This window comes from Pseudomonas sp. VA159-2, assembly GCF_024126635.1.
In the GTDB taxonomy this organism is placed as follows: Bacteria; Pseudomonadota; Gammaproteobacteria; order Pseudomonadales; family Pseudomonadaceae; genus Aquipseudomonas; species Aquipseudomonas muyukensis.
On sequence record NZ_JAMYBV010000009.1, the window covers coordinates 176,661 to 199,899 of the forward strand.

At 58.5% G+C, this 23,239-nt stretch carries 16 protein-coding genes; 7 read left to right on the forward strand and 9 right to left on the reverse strand.

Features of this window, described 5'->3' with window-relative positions:
- Positions 1-36: 36 nt before the first annotated feature.
- On the reverse strand, positions 37-3,108 hold the full coding sequence (locus NJG22_RS11585; protein WP_253094656.1) for an autotransporter serine protease: 3,072 nt from the start codon (positions 3,106-3,108) through the stop codon (positions 37-39).
- A 71-nt stretch (positions 3,109-3,179) separates the two neighbouring features.
- A complete protein-coding gene (locus tag NJG22_RS11590) occupies positions 3,180-6,170 on the reverse strand; it encodes an autotransporter serine protease (protein ID WP_253094658.1) in 2,991 nt (996 codons plus the stop codon).
- A gap of 331 nt (positions 6,171-6,501) precedes the next feature.
- Here NJG22_RS11590 and NJG22_RS11595 point away from each other — a divergent pair, with 331 nt between their 5' ends.
- The 4 genes from NJG22_RS11595 (at position 6,502) to NJG22_RS11610 (ending at position 8,753) form a co-directional block, all read left to right on the forward strand.
- Positions 6,502-6,810 (forward strand): hypothetical protein, encoded by a 309-nt coding sequence (locus NJG22_RS11595; RefSeq protein ID WP_253094660.1) that lies wholly within the window; start codon positions 6,502-6,504, stop codon positions 6,808-6,810.
- Between the two features lie 11 nt (positions 6,811-6,821).
- Positions 6,822-7,064: a hypothetical protein gene (locus tag NJG22_RS11600; RefSeq protein WP_253094662.1), complete on the forward strand. Its 243-nt coding sequence runs from the start codon at positions 6,822-6,824 to the stop codon at positions 7,062-7,064.
- Between the two features lie 78 nt (positions 7,065-7,142).
- Positions 7,143-7,925 carry a hypothetical protein gene (locus NJG22_RS11605; protein WP_253094664.1) on the forward strand — a complete coding sequence of 261 codons (783 nt, stop codon included), beginning with the start codon at positions 7,143-7,145 and terminating at the stop codon, positions 7,923-7,925.
- 231 nt (positions 7,926-8,156) lie between these two features.
- Positions 8,157-8,753 carry a hypothetical protein gene (locus NJG22_RS11610; protein WP_290444777.1) on the forward strand — a complete coding sequence of 199 codons (597 nt, stop codon included), beginning with the start codon at positions 8,157-8,159 and terminating at the stop codon, positions 8,751-8,753.
- Between the two features lie 247 nt (positions 8,754-9,000).
- Here the strand turns inward: NJG22_RS11610 and NJG22_RS11615 are convergent, their stop codons facing one another.
- From NJG22_RS11615 to NJG22_RS11625, 3 genes are all read right to left on the reverse strand, one after another.
- A complete protein-coding gene (locus NJG22_RS11615; RefSeq protein WP_253094666.1) occupies positions 9,001-10,014 on the reverse strand; it encodes an alpha/beta hydrolase in 1,014 nt (337 codons plus the stop codon).
- A 39-nt stretch (positions 10,015-10,053) separates the two neighbouring features.
- Positions 10,054-10,440 carry an AraC family transcriptional regulator gene (locus NJG22_RS11620; RefSeq protein ID WP_253094668.1) on the reverse strand — a complete coding sequence of 129 codons (387 nt, stop codon included), beginning with the start codon at positions 10,438-10,440 and terminating at the stop codon, positions 10,054-10,056.
- A 163-nt stretch (positions 10,441-10,603) separates the two neighbouring features.
- Positions 10,604-11,287 (reverse strand): hydrolase, encoded by a 684-nt coding sequence (locus tag NJG22_RS11625; protein WP_028689876.1) that lies wholly within the window; start codon positions 11,285-11,287, stop codon positions 10,604-10,606.
- 244 nt (positions 11,288-11,531) lie between these two features.
- Between NJG22_RS11625 and NJG22_RS11630 the strand changes: the two genes are divergently transcribed.
- Positions 11,532-11,993, forward strand: coding sequence for a Rid family hydrolase (locus NJG22_RS11630; protein ID WP_253094669.1), 462 nt, complete (start codon positions 11,532-11,534; stop codon positions 11,991-11,993).
- Positions 11,994-12,012: 19 nt separating this feature from the next.
- Here NJG22_RS11630 and NJG22_RS11635 read toward each other — a convergent pair whose 3' ends face one another.
- On the reverse strand, positions 12,013-12,981 hold the full coding sequence (locus NJG22_RS11635) for a LysR family transcriptional regulator (protein WP_253094672.1): 969 nt from the start codon (positions 12,979-12,981) through the stop codon (positions 12,013-12,015).
- Between the two features lie 161 nt (positions 12,982-13,142).
- Positions 13,143-13,373, reverse strand: a complete 231-nt coding sequence (locus tag NJG22_RS11640) for a hypothetical protein (RefSeq protein ID WP_253094674.1) — start codon at positions 13,371-13,373, stop codon at positions 13,143-13,145.
- 950 nt (positions 13,374-14,323) lie between these two features.
- Here NJG22_RS11640 and NJG22_RS11645 point away from each other — a divergent pair.
- Complete coding sequence (locus NJG22_RS11645; protein ID WP_253094676.1) at positions 14,324-18,427, forward strand: HigA family addiction module antitoxin; 4,104 nt, start codon at positions 14,324-14,326, stop codon at positions 18,425-18,427.
- 528 nt (positions 18,428-18,955) lie between these two features.
- Positions 18,956-19,513, forward strand: coding sequence for a hypothetical protein (locus NJG22_RS11650; protein ID WP_253094678.1), 558 nt, complete (start codon positions 18,956-18,958; stop codon positions 19,511-19,513).
- 923 nt (positions 19,514-20,436) lie between these two features.
- Here the strand turns inward: NJG22_RS11650 and NJG22_RS11655 are convergent.
- Together NJG22_RS11655 and NJG22_RS11660 are read right to left on the reverse strand one after the other, a co-directional pair.
- Positions 20,437-21,348: a hypothetical protein gene (locus NJG22_RS11655; protein WP_253094680.1), complete on the reverse strand. Its 912-nt coding sequence runs from the start codon at positions 21,346-21,348 to the stop codon at positions 20,437-20,439.
- 113 nt (positions 21,349-21,461) lie between these two features.
- Complete coding sequence (locus NJG22_RS11660) at positions 21,462-23,054, reverse strand: AAA family ATPase (protein WP_253094682.1); 1,593 nt, start codon at positions 23,052-23,054, stop codon at positions 21,462-21,464.
- Between the last annotated feature and the right edge of the window lie 185 nt (positions 23,055-23,239).

Sequence of the window (23,239 nt, forward strand, 5' to 3'; positions counted from 1 at the left end):
GGTCCGCAGGGTTGAGCCGCCACCGTCAGCGCTGCCTCAGAACGCCCAATCCAGGGTCAGGCCGACCCCGTGGCTCTTGTCGCGACTGCCCAGCAGCCCGTTGTAGTCCAGGTTGACCCGCGCCTCGCGGCTCAGGGCGATGCCCGCCCGGGCACCGACCACCGCGGCGTCCCGGTCCAGCGACAGCGCCTGGACCTTGTAGGTGTCGCCCTGCCCGGCAAAGGCCAGGTGCTGGTCGGCCCCGGTGGAACTCAGGTTGTGCTGCCAGCCCAAGGTGGCGGACAGTTCCACCGCCTGGCCGCTGGACAATTGCAGCTGCTTGCCGGCGCGCATGCCCAGGGTCGAGAGCCAGGCATCGCGGTTATCCTCGCCACCCTTGAGCGCGGCGGCGCCGCCGTGCTCGGTGAAGCTGTCGCTGGCGATGTGCACATAGGCCAGGTTGGCGAACGGCTCCAGCGCCACGCTCGGCAGGTCGAGCTTCCACGCCGCCTCGCCGAACACCTGGGTGCTCTGCGCATCGCGCTTGCTCTTCTGGCGGTCGGCAACCTCGTTGTAGTGCAGCTCGCGCTTGGTCTCGATGCGGTGCCAGCTGTGGCTGACGCCCGCGCTCAAGCGCATCTGCTCCAGCTCCTTGCCGGCATAGGCGCCCAGGTGGTAGCTGTCGACGCTGGCCGAAGAGTGCCGACCATCGCCCATGCTCAACGAGCTGTCGCTGTAGCCGGTGAATACGCCGACGCGGGTGTCCTCGCTCATCTGCCCTTCGATGCCCAACAGCATGCCGCCAATGGAGCTGCTGTAGCGCGCCCGGCCGGAGTCACCCTCGGCCTTGCCCCAGGCGCCCAGGGCCTTGATCCACAGGCCGTTGTCCTGGCCGTCCAGGCGCTGCTGGCGGGTGCGCTCGGTCACGGCATCGCGCACCTGGCGGCTGTCGTTGAGCAGCAGGTTGGCCACCGCCGGGTGGATTTCCCCGGACAACTGGTCGAACGCCTGCTGGGCGCTGGCGACATCAGCCGAGAGCAGCAGGCTCTCGTAGACCGGGTTGCCCGCGCCCAGGCGATCGGCTGCCGCGGCCACCGAACGCTGGTTGGCGGTCAAGCCGACACTGGCGAAGGAGGTGGCGTTACGCTGCACCGCCAGTTGCACCCCGTTGCCGCTGTAGGCCAAGCCACCGCCAAGGAACAACGAGTTGGCCTGCACAGCGGCGAAACTGCCCTGCACCCCGCCCGCGGCACTGAGGATGTCGAACTGCCGCCCCACCAGGCTGGTGGCCTGCTGCGATTGCAGCGAAACCCCAGGGTTCTGTAGGTCTAGGGCCAGGTTGGCACCGCCCACGGCCACCTGGCCATCGCTGACCAGGCGGTCGCTGCCGGCAGCCGCCACCTCCACGGCATAGGTCGAGCCCGGCTGGAAGGTCACGTCGTTAGTCACGCGCAAGGTGCCGATCGAGTTGCCTGGCGCCACCACGCCGCCACGGCTGACCACCAGCGCGCCGATCCGGCCATTGCCGCCGAGCACGCCGCCGTCGTTGACCGTCACCGTCGATTGCAGCGAACCATTGACCGCCAGCCGCCCCTGGTTGACCAGGGTCGGGCCGGAGTAGGTGTTGTTGCCGCTGAGCACCAGGGTGCCGATGCCCTGCTTGGTCAGGCCGCCATGGCCGGAAATGTCGTTGCTCCACAGGTCCCAGCCGCAGCTCAGGCCATTGCACTGGCGCTGCGTCGGCCTGCCGGCGTCCACCAGCGCGCCGATACCGGGCAAATCAGCCACGAACTGGCTCGGGCCGTAGCCACCGGCGATGCGAAATTCCTCGGGAATATCCTGCTCGGTGACCAACATCCCCGGGCCACGAATCCCTTTGTCCAGGTTGATCATGCCCCAGCCGTACAAGCTGTCGATGCCCGGCGCGCCCATGTCGGTGGCGGTGGTGCGCAGCACGCTGGCGATCTGCGCGCCGCTCATGTACGGGAAGCGCTCCATCAGCACCGCCGCCGCGCCCGCGGCATGGGGCGCGGCCATGGAGGTGCCGTTCTTGTTGGCGTAGCCCTGGGTCAGGTCGGCCAGGCTGGTGCCGCCAATCACCGCGCTGTAGATGCGCGTGCCGGGGGCCGAGACGCAGAAGCTTGCGGTATAGCCGCAACGGGACGAGAAAGTGCTGATGACGTAAGGGTTGGCGCTGCTGGTGTCGGGGTTTTGCTGCAACGCCGCCACGGTCATCCAGTTGGGCGTGATCTCAGGGACGAAATAGCCCAGCCCGGCAATCGCATCGGGGTTGTTCAGGTTGTAGTCGTTGCCGGCGGCGAAAATGGTCAGCACCCCGCTGCGGGCCGCGGCGATGGCGCCGTCATAGGCACCGCCGGGCAAGGTGCCCAGCAGCGGCTGGATCTGCGCGAACTGCGCCCGGGCATCGTCCAGGGTGAAATGCGGGAAGTCCGGATTGCGCCCGCCCTTGGCGAAGCGATCGGTGATACCGATGCCCCAGCTGTTGTTGATGATCCGCGCGCCGCTGTTCACCAGGCTGTCCCAGCCGGCCTTGTACACCGCGCCGTCGTTGCCCAGGACAATGCCGTCCTCGGGGCCGGGGTCGCCGTTGTCGGCGCTGATGATCTGCGCGGCGTAGGCCACGCCGTGCATCTCGACGCCATCACGGTTGCCGGCGGCGATGCCGCCGACGTGGGTGCCATGGGAGCCGAGCTTGCCATCGGAGCCCACCGACGGGCTGCCGTCATAGCGGAACGCATCGCCGGCCTTCACCGGGATGTAGGGGTCGGTGTACTGGCGGATGCCGCTGGTGACCAAGGTGACGATCTTGTCCTTGCCGGCGAACTCGGGGTGCGCGGCGTAGACCGGCTGGTCGAAGATCCCCAGCTTCACGCCCTTGCCGCTGTAGCCGGCGGCATAGGCGCTGTCGGCGTTGATCGCCCCCAGCCCCCAGTCGGCCTTGAACTCGCTGCTGCGCCAGCTGCTGGCATCCCCCAGGCGCCCGCTCTCGACATAGGGCGCCGCCTGGGCCGTGCCCAGCAACGCCGCCGAGCCCAGCAACGCCCACCCCAGTGGGGCCAGCGCCCCGCCCTGCCCACGTGCACCGTCATCCTTTCTGATTTGCTTCACTACAACCTTCCTTAGCTGCATGGATGGAAAACTGCGTTGGTCAAACTCCGTCTTGCCAGGCGCGCGACGCGTCAGAAGCGCCATTGCAGGCTCAGCCCTGCGCCATGTTGTTGTTCACGGCTGGCCAGGCGCCCCTGATAGTCCAGGCTCAGGTCCAGGTCGCGGGCCAAGCCCAGCCGTGCCTGCAGCCCCACCAGCGCGGCATCGCGCAGGGCCGGCGCGGTGTGCACCCGGAACGCCTGGTCGCTGCCGGCAAAGGCCAGGTGCTCGCTGTCCTGGGTGCCGCTCAGGCGGTGTTGCCAGCCTATGCTGGCCGCCAGTTGCAGGTCTTGCTGCGGGCCCAGTTGCCATTGCTGGCGGCCACGCAGGCCCAAGGTGCTGAGCCAGGCATCGCGCTGCTCATCGCCGGCATGCAGCGCCGCGGCGTCGCCCTTTTCATGGAAGCCGTCGCGCTGCAGGTGCTGGTAGGTCAGGTTGGCGAAGGGCTCCAACTGCACCGCCGGTAACGCCAGGCGATAGGCCGCCTCGGCGAACAACTGCTGGCTGCGCGCATCGACCCGCGCGCGCTGGCGGCCCGAGACCTCGGCGTAGGCCAGGTCGCGGCGCACCTCGGCGCGGTGCCAGCTGTAGCTGCCGCCCAGGCTCAGGCGCAGTTGGTCGATGTCGTGGCGCACATAGCCGCCCAGGTGGTAGCTGTCGACCGTGGCCCGCGAGTGGCTGGCGCCCATGCCCAGGGAGCTGTCGCTGTAGCCGGCGGCCAGGCCAGCGCGGGTTTGCGCGTCGAGGTCACGGTCCAGGCCCAGCAGCAGGCCGCCGAGGGAACTGGTGTAGGACTCGGTGCCCTGCACGCCCTCGATGCGCCCCCAGCTGCCCAGGCCCTTGAGCCAGAGCTGCGACGCCCCCGTCTCGCTCGATGTTGTGTTGGCTTGCAAGGCATCCGCTTGCACACGCTCGCCCAAGGCCTCGCGCAGCACCGCGCCCTGGCTGAGCAGCATCGAGTCCAGCGCCGGGTAGATCTCCCCGGCCAACTGCCGCAGGCCGTCCCGGGCCTGGTCCAGCGAGGTCGACAGCAGCAGGCTTTCGTACACCGGGTTGCCCGGCCCCAGCCGCTCCACAGCGCCGCCGCTGGCGCGCTGGTTGGCCGTGGCGCCGACACTGTCGAAGGTCGCGGCGCTGCGGGCCAGGCCCAGTTGCACGCCGTTGGCCGAGTAATCGAGCACGGTGCCGAGGAACAGGTAGCCGGGCTGCACCTGGGCGAAGCGGCCATCGACGCCACCCGCCGCCTGCAGGATGTCGAACTGGCGCCCCACCAGGCTGGCGACCGGGCCTGCGGCCAACAGGTTCGGGCGCGCCTCGGCAACCAGGCTCAGGTTGGCGCCAGCGACACGGGCCTGGCCGCCCACCAGCAGGCGGTCGCTGGCCGTGGGCGAGAGCTCCACCCGGTAGGTCGAGCCCGGCTGCAAGTCCAGGTTGCCGGCGACATTCAGGGTGCCGATGGAATTGCCCGGGGCCACCACGCCGCCGGCGCTGGCGGTCAGGGCCGCCACCCGGCCGCTGCCGCCCAGGGTGCCCGCGGCGTTGACCGTCACCGCCGATTGCAGGCTGCCGTTGACCACCAGCAAGCCACCGTCGACCCGGGTCGGGCCGCGGTAGCTGCTGTCGCCGCTCAGCTCCAGCCAGCCGGCCCCGGCCTTGACCAGGCTGCCCTGGTAGACCCGCTGCGCGGCCGCCGCGTCGCGGGCCATGCCCAACGCATAGTCGCTGCGATCCTGCTGGCTGGCCCCCGCGCCCAGGCCCTGCTCCCAGCCACGCGCCTTGAGGGTCTGCTGCCAGGCCTGGCGCTCGGCGGCGTCCTCGGCCTGGCGCTGCGCCAGGGCCTGGTCGGAGATGCCGTTGCTCCAGCTATCGCCCTGCCCGCGCTCCAGGTTGACGTTGAATTCGCCCAGCAACTGCCCCGGGCCGTGCAATGCCCGGCCCAGGTCCGGAACGCCCCAGCCCACCCGCTCGCTGGGCCCCTGGGTGGGCGCGCCATCGAGCTGGCGCGCGGTGGTCAGCAGCACCTCCAGGGCCTGCTGGTTGTTCAGGTAGGGATAACGCTGCATGACCAGGGCCAAGGCGCCCGTGGCATGAGGCGCGGCCATCGAGGTGCCGTTGTAGGTGGCGTAGCCGCCACCGGGCACGGTACTGGTGATCGCCGCGCCTGGCGTGGCCAGGCACCAGTACTTGGCGATGCCGCACTGGTTGTATTTTTGCTGGTTGTTCTTGTCCAGGCCCGACACCGCCAGCCAATGGCCTTCCAGCTCCGGCTGGAAGTACGGCAGCGCCGAGCGCACGCTGGCATTGGCATAGCCACTGTTGCCGGCGCTGAACACATTGATCACGCCCCGGCGCGCCACATCGCCGGCGGCGTCGAGCCAGGTGTGTTGCTGGTAATGCTGGGCGTAGGCCGCGCGCAGGCCCTCGAGGGTCTGGTAGCTGACATCCTTGGGCTGGCTGCCCCAACTGTTGTTGATCGCCCGCGCGCCGGCATCCACCAGGGCGTCGTAGGCCGCCTTGAAATAGCGCGGATCCGGGTCGATGCCGAACAGGAACTTGTCGTTCTTGTTGGTGTTGCCGACATACACCTGGGCCTCGAAGGCCACGCCATGCATGCCCACGCCATCGCGCGCCGCGCCCATGGTGCCGGTGACATGGGTGCCATGGCTGTCGTTGGCGCCATTGAGCACCCCAGACACCGTGAACGGCGTGCCGTCCAGGTGCTGGCCGGTGGCGGTGACAGGGTGAAAGCGCCCGGGGCTGGCCTCGGGATGGGCGGCATCGAACCCAGAGTCCAGGGCGCCGATGCGAACCCCGGCGCCCGTGATGCCGGCGGCATAGGCCTGGCTGGCCTGCATGCGCTCCAGGCCCCAGTCCTGCTGGTATTCGGCCGAGCGCCAGCTGGCAGGGTCGCCGGCACGGCCGGTTTCTTGATAGGCCGCCACAGCCGCCAGCGGCAATGCGGGGATGGACGCCAGGCACAGGGTGGCCGTCAGCGTCTTGAGCCGATTACATCTCACATCCATGTCGATGACTTCTCTTGTTTTTGTTGTGGGGCCGAGCGTTCCTGTTCGACCTGTTGTCACGGCCTTGCCCGGCCACACATTGGCGGGCCATCGAGCAAGGGACGGTCGCCCGCCACCGCGCAGGGTACTTCGGCGTCAGGCGAAAGGGATAGACATATTTTTTCGCAATTCAGCGGCAAAAAAATCGCTTCGGGATGAAGTCGCGCCCGCCGGTATGCGCAGCCCCCAGAAGATAAATCGGCCAGACAACGAAATAGCCAGATGCCACCATTTGCCGGCCTACCGTTCGTCATGGAAAATCGCCATTTGCCTCGTAAGGATGCGTGCAAAGATGTTGGCCAAAGGCTTGCCCTGCGTGATGAAGGTCGGCATCTCCAAGCCGCTGACCCGCCAGCAGGGCGACACCCTCAATGCCCAGCGCACCAAGGTCGCCAACCTGGCCGCCTCGGCGTTCGCCGCCGCCACCAGTGCCGTGGCCACCTCCTACGTGGGGGTGCCGGTGGGCGCGGGGGTGCGGGCCTATGCCAATGAAATCCTGCCCACCTACCATGCCGGCGACGTGCTGGTCAGTATCGAGGCGCAGGTCAACGGCGGCATTGGCCCGCAGCACTCCACCTCGACCCTGATCATCAAGTCCTGAGGACACTGCCTGTGACCGAATTGATTTATGCGCTGCTGGCCTTGGTGCTGTATGCCCTGCTGGATCGCTTGCTCAAGCCCTACCCACTGCGCAAGTGGCTCGGCGTGGGGCTGATGCTGGCCGGTGTGGTCGGTTGCCTGGTGCTCAGCCAAACCCGGTTGTTCGTGCTGGACCTGGGCCTGCTGTCGGTCTTTGCCACGGCGCTGGGCGTGGGCTTGTTCGTGAGGCGCCGGCGATTCCATTCGCAGGGGTAAAACCAGGGTTTAGCCAAGGTATACTGCCGCCCCCGCCGCGCCCAGAGTGGCGCGTTGTCTTCACGTGCAGGATGCCCCATGCCCCTTCAACACGCCGTTGCCACCCCCGATACCACCCTCACCGCCACCCCACCCGCGCTCAGCCAAGCCCTTGACCAGGTGCAGCAGGCCGAAGCCCGCCTGCACCAGCGCAGACGCCAGGTCACCCTGGCCTTCATGGGCATCCAGACGGCCTACTGCGGCTACCTGATGCTCAAGTGGATGTGGCAGGGCCATTACATCGGCGGGCCGATCTATGCGGTGTTGCTCTGGTGCCTGCTGTGGCTGCTGTATTACCCGGTGGCGGTGCTGTGGTACCCCCGCCAACGCGCGCTGGACAAGGCCTGGCGCACCCTCGATGCGACGCGCATGGAGCAAGGCAAGGCGTTTCTGGCCAGCCAGGCCCTGGGGCCGTATCGCTGGGTCTGCCGCGGCGGGCGCATGCTGGCGGTGTTCCCCGACAGCCGCGTGCTGTATGTGCTGGCCCCCGAAACCGGCGAGCGCCACGCCCTGATGGATGCACCGCAGGTGGTCAAGCAGGTGCGCGTGGACGAGCAGGCCGTCACCAGCAGCACCACCAAGACCACCACCAAGCACGGCTGGCGCAACGTCTACGCGTTCAGCAACCATTTCGGCATGATCGGCGGCGGCAAGTCCCGCTCCACCTCGACCACCACCCACAACACCGTGCGCAGCTTTACCCTGCACGTTCAGTTGCAAAGCGCCGGCCAGCATCCGTACTGGCTGCAACTGCCCTTCGCCGCCGACTGGCAGGAAGCCCGCAACTGGCAATTGCTGATCGAGCAGGCGAGCACCCGCTGACAGCGTTGCATCGCCCCCTGTAGGAGCGGCCTTGTGTCGCGAAAGGGCCGCAAAGCGGCCCCGGGGATCCGAAGTTGTGAACCCGCTTTGTGACCCGCAATCCCCCAAGCCCACAGCCCAGAAAATCACCTGACCACAATCGCACTGCGCCACAACCGCTGATTCATCTGCGCCTGAAAAGACGGTATAAAGCGCCAGCGCCCCCGACGTTCGCAAAAGGAACTCCCCGTCATGCTTCGGCCCTTGCTGCCAGCCCTGCTCCTGGCCCTTGCCGGCTGCGCCACCAAGCCGCCCGCCAACCCCGAAAACCTCTGCGAGATCTTCCGCGAGAAGCCAAAGTGGCACGAGGCGGCGCTGAAGATGCAGGCGCGCTGGGGCGCCCCGGTGCAGGTGCCGATGGCGATGATGTACCAGGAGTCGTCGTTCAAGCACGATGCCCTGCCGCCGCGCTACTACTTCCTCGGTTTCATCCCCTGGGGCCGGGTGAGCACCGCCTACGGCTATGCCCAAGCCAAGGACGAGACCTGGGCCGACTACAAGCGCGAAGCCGGCGGCTGGGGCGCCGCCCGCGACGACTTCGCCGACGCCCTCAACTTCATGGGCTGGTACATGCAGAAGAGCCAGCAGGTGAATGGCACGTCCAAGTGGGACGCCTATGGCCAGTACCTGAATTACCACGAAGGCTGGGGCGGCTACCGCAACCGTAGCTACGACGCCAAGCCGTGGCTGAAGAACGTTTCGCAGAAGGTGCAGGCCCGGGCTTCGGTGTTCGGTGCGCAGTACCGCAGTTGCGAGCAGGAGCTCGCGCGGGGTGGGTGGTTCTGGTAGGGCCGCCTGGCGATAGGTTGTCGACCCAAAAGCCGGCTGCCAGTCCGTTATCGCTCTGCGGGTAAACCCGCTCCAACAGGATTGCGCAAACGCTGAATCGAACGCTGTACGTGTAGGAGCGGGTTTACCCGCGAAGGGCTGCAAAGCAGCCCCCAATAAGTGCGATGAAGCGCTAACTGAATGGCAGTTTTATCGCTGCCCGCATTGATCGCCCTTTCAGGGCATCCACCTGCGGGCTTGGGTGGGCTCACTGCAAATGCACTTTCAGCGCCTCGCCTGCCTGCAGCATTGCAGCGCGCACCGCCGGCACCTGGCTGACCACGTTCAGCAAGCCGTAGTCATGGATCATGCCGTTGTAGCGCACCGCCGTGACTGGCACGCCGGCTTGGTCCAGCTTGCGCGCGTAGGCTTCGCCTTCATCACGCAGCACATCGGCACTCGCGGTCTGCACCAGCGCTGGCGGCAAGCCTTGCAACTGCTCGGTGGTCGCGCGCAGCGGCGAGGCGTAGATCTCGGCACGTTGCTTGGGGTCGGTGGTGTAGTTGTCCCAGAACCACTTCATCATGTTGCGGGTGAGGAAGTGCCCCTCGGCGTACTGGTTGTAAGACGCTGTCTCGAAGTTGGCGTCGGTCACCGGCCACAGCAGCACCTGGTACTTGATGGCCGGGGTGCCTTTGTCCTTGGCCATCAAGCTGACCACCGCCGCCATGTTGCCGCCGACACTGTTGCCCGCTACCGCCAGGCGCTTGCCGTCGACATCGATGTCCTTGCCGTGCTCGGCCACCCATCGGGTGGCCGCGTAGGCCTGGTTGATCGCCGTCGGGTAGTGCGCCTCTGGGGACGGGGTGTAGTTGACGAACACCGCCACCGCCCCAGACCCGACGACCAGGTCGCGCACCAGGCGCTCATGGGTCGGGAAGTCGCCGAGCACCCAGCCGCCGCCGTGGAAGTACATGAACACCGGCAAGGTCCCCTTCACCCCCGCCGGGCGCACGATGGTCAAGCGGATGGCCTGGCCATCGACGCTGATGGTCTTGTCGCTGACATCCGCCTTGGGCAGTGTCAGTTTCACCCCGGCCTGGGCGCCGCTCAGCACCGCACGGGCGTCCTTCGGCGAAAGCTGCTCGATGGGTGTGCCCCCGCCCGCGTTCAAGGCATCGAGGAATGCCTGGGTGTTGTGCTCGACGCCAGCGCCGGCGAATGCGTTACCGATCGACAAGGCAAGCAGCGAGCCCGCGAGTGTTTTGGTCAAAACGTTCAATTCATTTCCCCTGTTTCTGTTGAGGCGGTAGTCAGATGGTCACGTGCAGACAACTTGTTGCTGCCAAGCCTTTGGTGTCATGCCTTCAGCCTTCACGAAGGTGCGGCAGAAGTGCGATTGATCGCAGAAGCCGCATTCCAGGGCGATCTCTGCGAGCAACATCGTGGACGTCTTCAATAGCTCCCTGCTCTTCATCACCCGTTGTTCACGCAACCATTGTTGCGGCGACATCCGGGTACTTTCCTTGAACATGCGTGAGAAGTGACTGCGCGACAATGCACACGCCTTGGCGATTTCAGTCACCGATAGGCAGGTATCCAGCCTCTCCAGCATCAGCTGTGTGGCCGTTCTCAACTGCCAGGATTTGAGCTGCCCTGTCGAAGCCAGTGTCAGCGTCGCCAGCACGGTAGAGTTGTCCTTGTTCATACACACCCATCAATCCAGGTAGCAGGATGCGAGTGCCTGACCCGAGCAGCGCTGGCCGCTGGAAACCCCAGAGGTTCCAGGCCAGGCTCGTTGATTCGGATCAGCCCACTGCGCACCCTTCGCACGTCAGTGAACAGCCCCCAGGGCAGGGGCTGGCGATGGCTCAGACAGCAGCGACAGGCGCCAAGGTGGGGCCATGCTGAACGCGCTCAGGCGCCTTGTGCACCATGGTGTAGGCGTAGTCGACGCCCATGCCATAGGCGCCGGAATGTTCCTTGACCAGCTCCATCACGGCGTCGTAGGTGTCGCGGTTCTTCCAGTCCCGCTGCCATTCCAGCAGCACCTGCTGCCAGGTCACCGGCACCACGCCGGCCTGGATCATGCGCTGCATGGCGTAATCGTGGGCTTCCTTGGTGGTGCCACCGGAGGCGTCGGCGACCATGTAGATTTCATAGCCGGCGTCGTTCATGGCCGACAGGGCGAAGGTGGCGTTGCAGACCTCGGTCCACAAGCCGGAGACGATGATCTTGTTGCGGCCATTGCGCTTGAGGGCGTCGCGCACCTTCTGGTCATCCCAGGAGTTCATCGAGGTGCGTTCCAGCAGCGGCGCGTCGGGGAACACCGCGAGCAGCTCGGGGTAGGTGTGGCCCGAGAAGCTTTGTGTCTCGACCGTGGTGAAGGTGGTGGGGATATTGAAAATCTTCGCGGCCTTGGCCAGGCCAACGGTGTTGTTCTTCAGTGTTTGCCGGTCGATGCTTTGCACGCCAAAGGCCATCTGCGGCTGCTGGTCGATGAAGATCAGTTGGCTGTTGAACGGGGTCAGGACTTCAGTCTTAGGATTGCTCATTGTTGTTTCCTTTCAATTGGATGAAGTTCGATCGCACCCGTTGCAGGCATTACCGTCGCCACGGAGTGCTCGCCTCAGCGTCGTTGCTTGAGGACGAGCAAAAGATAACGAAACAAAGCGCCTGCCGGTGGCGCACTTTTGCGCCCCTACCGGCTCATTTTTGCGCCATTGAATACACAGCCGCGCTGCTAGCATTCGCCCTTCCATTCGGACTAAGCCGGTCCGTCATGTGCAGGAGAATGCAATGGCAGCTTCACAACCGTTCAACAAGCAGACCGCCTACTGGGGCGTTGCCTGGGAGGAGGCGTATGGCTATCCGCAGGCACGGCGGGTAGGCAACGAGATCTACGTATCAGGCCAGTTCAACCATGACGAGGCCGGCAACCTGGTAGCCCCGGCGCCACTGAACGCCGACGGCAAGCCCAGTGATTTCTCGTCGATGGGCGAGCAGATGCAGGTCGCCTACGACAACATCTCAAAGCTGCTCGCCTTGTATGGCGCCACGCTGCAAGACGTTGTCGAGGAAACGCTCTATGTACTGGACATGGACGCTGCCTTCGCCGTGGTCGGCAAAGTGCGCAAGACGGCCTATGGCACTGAGCGGCCTCAGTGCGCGAGCAATATCATTGGGGTATCGAGGCTTGCCCAGCGCCCGCAATTGATCGAGATCGCCTGCAAGGCCGTGATTGGCGCCCGGGACATCTAAGCTGAACTCCCGGTTGCGATCAGCTGGCCGGGAGTACCGACAGCCCCTCGACCAAGGGCTTTTGACTGGCCACGGCAGCGGCGCAGAAGGTCATGAATGCTTTGACGCGCCACGACTTGCGAATGTCCTGGTGCGTCAACAGCCACAACTCGTCCTGAAGCTCTGGCACCACCGGGCCTGCGCGTACCAACCCCGGGGTGATGTCGCCCAGCATGCAGGGCAAAAATCCAAACCCCAGGCCCGCCGCGATGGCGACGCTTGCGGCTGCAACCGAGTCGGTGCGGTAGGCAATGCGCTCAGCGGCAACCCTGCTTTCGACATAGCGTGTCGCCCTCAACCCGCTGAGCGCTGCCGAGTAGGACACCCATGCCTGCCCCTCTGCGAACAGGGGCTCGTCAGTCACCTGCTTGGCGCTGCAGTAAGGTGCCCAGGCAATATTCGCCAGCTTACGGCCCACCAGGCTCTCCGCAGGTTTTCTCGTCGCCCGAATGGCGATATCCGACTCGTCCCGGGCGAGGCTGAGGGTTTCATTGCCCACCAGCACCTCGAGGCTGATCCCCTCGTTCAGGGCTTTGAAGTCCGCGATGATGGGGGTGAAGAAGTACAGCAGCAGCGAGTCGCTGGTGGTAATGCGCAGTTTTCCCAGGGGGCCTTGGCCTGAACGTGAAACACGCCGCGTGACGCTGACGATATCCAGCTCCACGCGCTCGGCGAGTGCTCGCAATTCGGCGCCCTCGGCGGTGAGCAGGTAGCCTGACTTGCGGTGGTCGAACAGCGCGATGCCGAGCGTTCGCTCGACCTGGGCCACCCGGCGCGAAACGGTGGAGACATTGATGCCAAGCTTCTTGGCCGTCGCCGCGCGATTGCCGCAATCACTGAGCGTCTTGATGATGCGCAAGTCGTCCCACGAGAGCTGATTGACAGCCTCGGCGACGTCCCACCTCGGCCCATCAGCGGCAGTTGGCGCTTTTCCAGTTGGCGATTTCACACAGTTCGTTCCGGATGCGAAGGCGCTGATGATACGAGATGGGGGTGGGTGAAGCAGCCATATTGTTTATGGCGATTGGTTGAAACCGGGCGGTGCAAGTAGCGCCCGACCGGGGTACGCCACGCAACAGGGCCGCAATGCGGCCCCGATGATGCGCGGCATCAGTCTTCGGAGACACCCTCGTTTTTCATCGCCTCCAGCTTGCCGAACTGCTCGCTGGCCAACCGGCTGATGATCCGGATTGCCTGGTGAATCCCCGCCGTGTTGCGGAAGCTCAGCTGCGGGTTGTGCTCGCACTCCAGCACTTCGTCATGCTGGACCAGCGCCTCGCCGAGCAGTTCGAGGGTCCAGACGTAGCTCTGGAGGGTAGATAGGCGTTCATGGTCAGGCATGGGGCACCTCCCGGTTGGCGCGTTCGGCGAGGGACTGGCTGTCGATTGGGTAGAAGGCGGGGGACGGGGTGGCCGCGGGGGTTGGGCGGCGGAGAGCGGATGCGAGGATCCTGTACAGACGTGTGATGGTCATGCATGAGACTCCAAGTTAGGTTGGAACCACCACGCATTGTCGCCAAACAATGGGTGGCAGCTGTACGCAGGTTGGCGAACCGGGAACTTGGAACCCGGCAGACCCGAAGGTCTCCCGCGCACAGCCGCCATGGCACGAGGCTGCGGACGCAAAAAAAGCGCCTGCAATCGTGTGGGGCGCTGCTGCGCCAAGTTTATCCGGGTCGCCAAACCCGGTCGCGGAATTTGCCGCGACTGGTAGGGAATTTATTCCTTGGGGGCTTCTAGTGCAAGGTTCTTGGGGCTAGGAAATGGCAATGGGAAACGTAGGAAATGGCTTGCACGGAGGGGGCTGGGTGGCAACAGTACGTGGGTTGGCCGACCGGGACGAAAGGAACCGGCACACCTGAGGTGTCCCACGTACTGCTGCCATGGTGAAAACGTGCTCTTTATAGATAGCGCTCTGGGTGGTGAGGGTGGCAGCTGTACGCCGATTGGCGAACCGAGGAAAAGATAACCCGGCAGACCAGATGGTCTTCTGCGTACAGCAGCCATGTCACAGCAGACGCGTGCAGGTTAGCTACATCTGGTCATTGGTGAGGCATGCTGAGATAGCCAGAAACAAAACGCCCGCATTGGTACGGAGACAGGAACGGAACCTACCCACCTAAACCCTCTAATTTCAGTAGACACCTCTGTTTATGGCAATCAAAGGGTACTCATTTAGGTACTCAGCCGCTTCTCCCCCTGCGCTCCACTGATACAGACGGGGGCTTGCTTAACTGCGAGCGATAGGCGTAAGGTGTAACCTTACACTTTACAATTTGCGGACCCAGACCATGGAAAAGAAAAATACCTCCCCGCACCCGGGTCACTGGGTCCGAGATAATATCCTCAAACCTCGAAAGCTGACGGTGACCGAAGCGGCCAAACTCATCGGCATAAGCCGTCCCGGAGTGTCAAACTTCCTCAACGCGAAGGTGTCAGCGACACCTGATATGGCCGCCCGGTTGGAGCGAGTTTTTGGTGTACCAGCCACAGATATACTTAACCTACAGAATTCTTTTGATTCACACGCCGCGAAGGCAGGTGCTGCAACTGCGAGCGCGCGCGCCTATGTAGCGCCGTTTCTCAGTATTACGGGCAATGACATAAGCGATTGGTTTTCAAAAACAATCGCGGCCCGTACGCAGCTTTCGGTTCTGCTTCGCACGCTTGTCAATTCGACTGGCGATAATTTGGAGAAGGTTGACTTTCCCGGTAATGATGATGCGGAACGCCCAGGTTGGGATGGGTTCATCAAAGCCTCTTCAGGTACGCCTTGGATTCCTGAAGGAGTGTCAGGATGGGAGTTCGGGGTCAATGTTGACATCAAAGGAAAAGCTGACGGCGATTTCTCGAAAAGCGTAAAGGCGATTGAGAAGGCGGATCGAGAAAATACGACATTTGTATTTGTCACACCGCGGCGATGGCCAGGAAAGACAGCATGGATTACCGCCATGCAGGCAAAGAGGCTTTGGAAGGACGTCCGAGCCTACGACGTCAGCGATCTAGAGCAATGGATGGAAACATCCATTGCGGCACAAACATGGTTTGCCAATCAAACTGAACGCCCCTCGAAAGGCGTTCGAACTCTCGAGAAGTGTTGGACCGATTGGGCCAATGTCGCAAATCCCCCCCTTCACCCGTCACTCTTCAGCACCCCGATTGATGTCTGGCGCAGCCGCATAAAATCATTTCTTTCGAAGTGCGACTCAGAGCCACTCATTATAACGGCCGACTCGGTTGAGGAGGCAATTGCATTCTTGAGCCAGATGTTCAACGAGCTGGAGTTCCACACTCACAAAGACCGAGTACTTGTGTTTGACGACTGTGGAGTTCTACCAAATCTTGCGCAAAGCACGACTAATTTCATTGCCGTTGCCCATACTCGAAACGTCGAGCGTGAATTCGGGCCTTATAGTGGAAGCCTGCGTACTATCGTGGTGTACCCGCGCAACGCTGCGAATGCTAACCCAAATATTATCCTAGAGCCATTAGGTTATGAGGCCTTCAACAAAGCTCTTGAGGCGATGAACAAAGGGCGCGACGACATCAATAGATTAACCAACGCTTCTGGCCGCTCGTTGACTGTGCTGCGACGGGCACTTTCTACAATCCCAGCGATAAGAAATCCTACTTGGGCAGCCAATCATCAGACCGCCTCTAACCTCGTCCCGCTCGTACTTTTAGGAACTTGGGATACGCGCAATGATGCAGACCAAACGGCTCTATCACTGCTAGCGAATGACCTCTCCTTTGACGCACTGGAAAGACGTGTGCAGGAACTACTTTCGCTTAACGATTCACCCATGTGGTCCTTAGGAAACTATCGCGGCGTCATTTCCAAAATTGACTCTCTTTTTGCGATTGCCGGAGCGGTAACCCTTGGTGACCTCAATCACTTTTTCGAAATCGCGAAAATCGTTTTAGGTGAAGACGACCCTGCCCTTGACCTCCCAGAGAAAGATCGCTGGGCAGCGGCAATTCATGGAAAGAAACGAGAGTTCTCCTCAGCTCTGCGCGAAGGCATTTCTGAAACCTTAGTTTTGCTAGCTGTGAATGGAAAGCACCTATTTGGGCAACGTCTCGGTTTTGATGGGGAAACAGCGGCCGCCAGACTGGTATCGGAACTTCTTGAGCCGCTTGAAACCCGTAAATTAGAAGCGAATGATCGCGATCTCCCACTATATGCAGAAGCTGCCCCGAAGGAGTTCTTGAGCATTATAGAGCGCGACCTCAGATCAGATATGCCCTGCACAATGGACTTGCTACACCCTGTCGCACCAGGTCCCTTTGCATCACCTAAACGCACAGGTCTTCTCTGGGCGCTTGAGGGGCTGGCTTGGAATCCCACAACCTTTCCTAGAGTAGTCAAAATTTTAGGGCGGCTCGCCGAGGTTAAAATTCATGACAATTGGGGGAATAAGCCAATCAGCTCGCTGGGGTCGATATTTAGAGCATGGATGCCGCAGACAGTAGCTGATCACGCCTTACGGTTGAAGGCAATGCATATGCTGATGGAGAAACACCCTTCAGTAGGCTGGGAAATTTGCCTCCAGCAGTTCGGTGATTTCGGTAGTCGGGTTGGAGACTACACCCACAAACCCAAATGGAGGCCAGATGGATATGGCTTCGGTGAGCCATTCAGCACCTGGGAGCCTATCAATAATTTTGTCCGCGAAATGGTCAATATAGCGCTGAGCAGGCCGTTCTACACAGTTGACATGATCTGTGACCTCATCGCGAGACTCCACGCGCTATCGGTCGAGGACCAAGAGAAGGTCTGGAAACTAATTGGCGAATGGCGAGTAGCTGGAGCTACAGATGCCGATATCGCCCGCGTACGTGAAAAAATCCGCGTGACGGTGCTGTCAAGACGCAAGCGGAAGACCGCTCACGACGAAGCTGCTCAGGCAATGCTTACGAAAATCGCGAAGGATGTTTACGCCTCGATGGAGCCAACTGACGTCGTCAATAAGCACGAATGGCTGTTCAGGCAGGGCTGGGTAGAGGAGTCAGCAGATGAACTCTCAAGTGAGGAGCTTGATTTTGAGGCTCGCGAACGTCGCATCGAAAAACTTCGCCATGAAGCCTTGAGCAAGATTGTTTCCACCAATGGTTTAGATGGAGTTTTTGATCTTGCTGCTAAGGGAAACTCTCATCGGCAAATCGGCTGGCACCTAGCGCGCGGAATCTTGCAGGCTGAGCAGATTGGAGAACTAGTACTGCAGTCCATAGGCAAGGGGGATGAAAACCCTAGCTATTACTCCATCGCAAGTGGCGTTTTGAGGGGCCTTGATCAAGAACAGCACACCAATCTTTTCATGAATTTACTAAATGAGATTTCTGAAAATGATGCCCTTCACATATTACTTCTTTCACGTTATTGCAGAGCAACTTGGTCTCTCTTAGATCAACTCTCAGCTGATGCTCAGGGTCGCTACTGGCGCGATGTAACTCCGGAGTATGTGTTTGATGCGCCAGATCAGAACAACGAAGGCATCGTGAATCTTCTCAGTGCGGGAAGACCTCGCGCGGCCTTCTCCTCAGTTCACTTCAAGCTTGATGAAGTACGTCCGGAGCTACTCGTCCAGATGCTTTCCGGAATCTCAAAAGAAAGCAACGACAAAGGCGGTGAGTACCAGCTTCAAAGCTATGAGATCCAACAAGCCTTTAAACTCTTAGATCGAAATCCCGATGTGCCGATTGAGGAAAAAGCCGGTCTTGAGTTTATGTTTATTGATGTATTGGCTTCCTCGCTCCGAGGTGGTGATGGACATCAAATTCCTAATCTAGAACGCTATGTCGAGGACCATCCTGAAATATTCGTCCAGGCTATAACCTGGATGTACAAGCGCAATACTCCTGGGAGTGATCCTTCAGAGTCAAGCTCCGAAGAAGGAAGGCAGCGCTTGGCTAAACAAGGATATCGCTTGCTGACAGCCTTGGAGCGGATACCTGGCGAGGATGAAGCCACAGAGAAACTCGCCCGTGAAAAGCTATCTGAATGGATAGCGACAGTCCGCCAAAGCTGCTTCGAACTCGACCGAAGTGAAATAGCCGATATTTGCCTTGGTAAGCTTCTATCCCATGCCCCAGTGGGGAAGGATGGGGTGTGGCCAAATGAAGTTGTTCGCGATGTCATGGAGGAGCTGGGTTCCGAAGAGATTTCGCAAGGAGCTCATACCGGGCTCTACAACTCCCGAGGCGCGCATTGGCGTGGCGAAGGAGGAGCCCAAGAGAGAGAGCTAGCTGCGAAGTATCATAAATGGGCCGAGGCTCTAAACTTCTCCCATCCGTTCGTGTCTTCATCACTTTTAACATCAATGGTGGAGACTTACGAACATGAGGCGGAGAGGCAGGATACGGAGGCAGGCATTCGGCGACGCCTCAGACATTAAGCTCGCCTAATCCGCCCATATCCATTGCCAGCTGTTCGCGGCGGCCGACTACCAGCCAACTGACCCCTTGAAGGTTTAGAAAGTCGGCGCCGCTTTAGCAAGTTTCTGACGCGTCATCAAAGATAAAGCTTTACGGCCCAAGGTAGCGAGAGTCACCGATCATAAAGCTGATGCCGTAGATTTTTTTAGACAAGCTCCCACCCTTCCGATCTGAATAGCTTGCCGTAAGTTTTTAAGAAGATCAGCTTCGCTGACCTTTCCATTCTTCACGCTTGTGAGCTCTGCCTTTTTGAGCCAAAGGTGACCCTCCTTACTCTTGTTGGGGATGACAGTGATGACGATATCCACTGCGGAATGGAAAACGGGACGGATTTATTTTCTCGCTCTGCAATACATAGGCAAGTGAATCGCACTGGTTGATCAGATGCACATTGGCGAGGAAGCACCACAGGGAAAAACTCGGCAAATGTTCTCCGAGGAACCCTCTTCCCAATTTTCCTTACCATAGCGGCAAGCAAAGGAGCCGCCGTGGTCACCACCCCCTCCCCCATTTTCAAGATGAAACCAGCCGACCTCGTGGAGCACCCCACGGGCGGCATCGTCTTTGGCGTGATCCCCCCGATTTCAGCCATGAGCCTCAACCTCGCCGAGGGCAGGGTTTACGTCAAAGTCGGCCAGCACCACCAGGGCAAAGGCGGTCGAGCAAGTGGTCATGGGCTCCTGCACATCTGGCATGGCAAGAAAGCGTTTTTACGCAAAAGGGGGATCAAAAGCCCGGATCAGCTGGCGGCTTTCATCGCCTCACTCTTTGCAAGGGGCACCGAGATCTACCACGACGCCAATCATCCTCTAGCGGCTAAAAAACGCATCACACTGCTGCGAACGATAGACGGGACGCTGACGCTGGAACCACGCGAGGGAGATCGCGTACTCGGATTCCATTACTCGGTAGTGACCTGGACGCCCCAGCCCACCCCACGAGGAACCAAAGTCGGTGAAATCATGATCGATTGGGCAAAAGAAAAGGCGACCCTTCTGGGGTCGCCTTCGGATGTGAATGAGGCTGTAGTCGCAGCGATTCTTTAGTTTCCGGATCTACGATCCTTAAGGTCAGAACCCAGTCAAATCAACGGCCATATGGTGGGGCCTATCGACTGTCCCTACGTCAGTGAGCGCCAGCTTCACTGCTGCCGGATTCGGGGGGCCAATTACTGGCAAGCCATGCCCAAACATGCGCGGTTGCAGTCCTCGGTGCTCATTCTCGAAGATTTGCCTGGATAGGTCAAACCACCGGGACTCGGTAATTTGTTTCAGCGGGCGACTCGATTGCCCTGGGTCCATCACTTTCTTCGGGGCACAAAAAAGGCCTGCATCGCTGCAAGCCTTCTTGATTTCTGGTGCCGGAGACAGACGGACGGTTGTTGGCCGTGAGGGCCCATTGCTCGCGGCGCTGGAATTAGGTGGATTTCTTGGCGTACCCCATAGGGTATCTATAAAAAATTCAGCTAGTTATGGCTTTCAGTGGAATCGAATTGGGAATTTTTCACTTACTTTGATTGGGTTTGAAAAACTGGAAATAGATGATGTGCATATGAAACACTGAAAAGCCTTATCGAAATCTGCCACAGCCAAGAGACTTACCCACAGATACTCAAAAAACAGAAGCGCCTGCCAGTTTACTTGCAAACTAAAACTTACAAGACCCCGTCCCCCTGAAACTTTTCGCAGATGACACCAATGTAAATCTTAACATCACCCTGCGACAAAAGCAGGTTGTTAGGCGACTTCTATGACATCAGCAGACTGGTAAAAATAATTCTGAAGAAAGCAGATCAAGCATCTAATACTCCAGCGTACCTGAAGTTATGAAGTACAATATTCCAGGCTGAAACTGAACTACAAGCCCACACCAAAAGCCAACGACTTCACTGATGATTTCTAGGTATATTCCGATAGCGACTCTTACTACCCCCAATTAGACATTGGGGGCAATAAATTTTTCATTCCTTTCAAGGGATAGTGCGTCTGAGCCCAACTCCAAAATCAGTTATTATCTTTGAGATCTGGTGTAGAGAAGAGTCCTTTAGCTCGCAAATTTTCTCTTTAGCCTTATGAGGCGTATTTGAGTCCAGATACTTTTTAAATTTAGGCAAAATATCTTTCAATGCGTTACATATAATCGTATCATCGGTCAATCCATAGAACTCTTTCCAAAAATCATCCTGATGAGTTTCGTCTAATGATCTAGCAGAAGCTACAGTAAGGCCATTCTTGTGATCTGGATAAGGCTTATATTTTTCAATATTTTCCGATGCATACATTACCCCCAGATCCACAGCCGGAAAAATTTCCTGAAGCACTTTTGTTGGGACGATATTTTCAATCTCGTGACAATCAAGAATCTCTAGATAATAATTCTCATTTAACCCAAGCTTTAAATCTTTAAAATGCTTAGCCGTTTCACCAAGCCGTCCCTTTGGGTGCTTTTTATCACTGTCAAGGACGCACATAAACGGTCGTTTCTCAGATCTGTATCGCTCAAATTTTTTTATAGTATCTGACCCTCCACCACCCTGGGGGTCAACGGATACCTTAAATGCCTTGTTTAGAAGTTTTCGAGACGTAAGAAATGAATCAGTGACCAGACTGAAAACTCTTGCATCTAGCTCGTTTTCAGCTAGCAAGATAGGCTCAAGCAAGAATTTTTCATCATTTAATAGCTCATGCCCGATTATCAAACTACCTCTTTCAAAGCAAATCTTGTGCTTCTCATTAAAATCCACGACAGCTTTAAATGAAAACTCACTCTCAATAAGATTCCTGGATTCAATCGAGAACTTTTTCAATGCTAGCAGTGAACGCTCGGCATATTTACTGAAGCAATTTAACGTTAGTAACTCTTCTACAGTTTGTACTGGCATCCACACAACGTGGGTACCCCGACCAAAACACCAAAGAAGTCGTTCCAGAGCGCTTTCTTGAGTGTTTGTAAGCTCAGTAACCTTCGGGAGGTTTGTTAATGTTATTATCATGATTATGCCGACAAGAACCCAGTAGGCCAGTTAGTAAGATAACCTTCCGGATCAAACCCAGATTGCGCAACCTCAGTACAATCTGAGCTATTCTTCTCAAATAATGAAATATTGATATCTTGATCAGTAAGCACGCCGTTTCTTATGCTGTCACCGAGAGCTTCAATTAGTTGACTACTGTGAGTTTCCATCACAATCTTAAAGCCTCGCTCAGATGCCAGCTTACAAACTTTAGCGATTGCAATACCGAACTTATACTGCAGAGCAGGATGCAAGTGCAGTTCAGGTTGTTCAATGACCAGCGTCCGATTACTCTTCATTGCGAACGGGAAATGATTTCTATGATTTTTGGTTTGAGTTTCAAGCCAAATCGACACTATCACCGGCAGGATTTGCGAGTAACCGAAGCCCATATCGCTAATATTATGGAATTTACTGTCATTCTCTTCTTTAATTTTTAGCTCATAGTGCAACCCGGAAGTTTCAAGATCAAGTTCAAACCCGAAATTCTCAAACACCCATTGGCTGAGTTGCTTTTTCATACGAGACTCTAGCGAGTTAATGACCATAGGTAAATTTTCACCCTTATGATCAATTTCACCGATCTCAAGATCTTGGTGTCGATAAAAGCGCTCGGCAGAAGCTCTCACCGGCCCAAGATACCGGACACTGCTAAACAAATCTTTCAAGCACTTATCCGCGGCCAACAAAATATCGTCCAACTGGATAACCGTCAAATAAAACAAAGTACCGCTTATAATTTCCGCCTGGTCATTCTGATACTTCTCGCCAAAAACCTTATCGTTCTTAAACGTCTTCTTTAGCTGCTCGTCGAGCTGATCTTTATTACTTAAAGAAAGCTTTTCAAGCTTTGCAGAAAGAGTTTTTCCCGCTGTCTGACAGTAGGGCTTAAATAAAGCTGCGAGCTCTTTCAATGCAGCGTCCTTTAGGTAATCCCTTACTATAGTTTTGAAAGTTTTTGACCCTTCTTTTATATCTTTTGTCCCCATAACCCTAAGAGGCATTATGCTACTTCTCCCCATAAGATACAGGTCTGTAAACCTCATGGACAAAGACTTGCCTTTACTTCCATTTTCAGGGACATGTGTAAAAGTTACATGCTCTACGGTATTGCCGACATAGCAAATAGAGATATCAGTGTCATTAACCGTGATATCCGTAGTCGACTCGACGCGCTTGTCTTTTGGCTTCAAACCAATTGACAAAAGTGCCGGAAACTTGCTAACCCCGTTCCTTCTGCGCGGATCAATATCCAGCGCATGCTCTATGATCACTTCATCAGAAGTCTTTTGAGCTATATCAAGCGACACATCGAAATCAAAATATACCTTATCAGCATTATCATTGATTGCCGTAGATATATTCCCAAAATCCACATATGACCCGTACCAAAGTATAGGTGATCGTGTATTCGACTCAACTGACTGCCTAAGAAGAGGATATGTACGAAGAAAGGTACTTTTCCCGCAACTATTCCGACCAACCAATACGTTAATTTTCTTAAGAGGGATAAATTGCTTTTCGCTTCCAAAACTTCGGAGATTTCGAACTCCGAAAGCATTTACCTTAGACATACAGTCTTCCTTTACTCATGTGGTGCCTTATAACTTAATAGTTAAGACTTCTAAAAGCGATCATTTCCCCATAGACCGCACCTATACGAAGGGAGGGCAGACAGTCAGCAGAGAACACCTCTAAACCCCAAATAGTGACATTTTGCCATCAGCTGTCAAGATCAAAACGCTTTACAAGCTAGAAA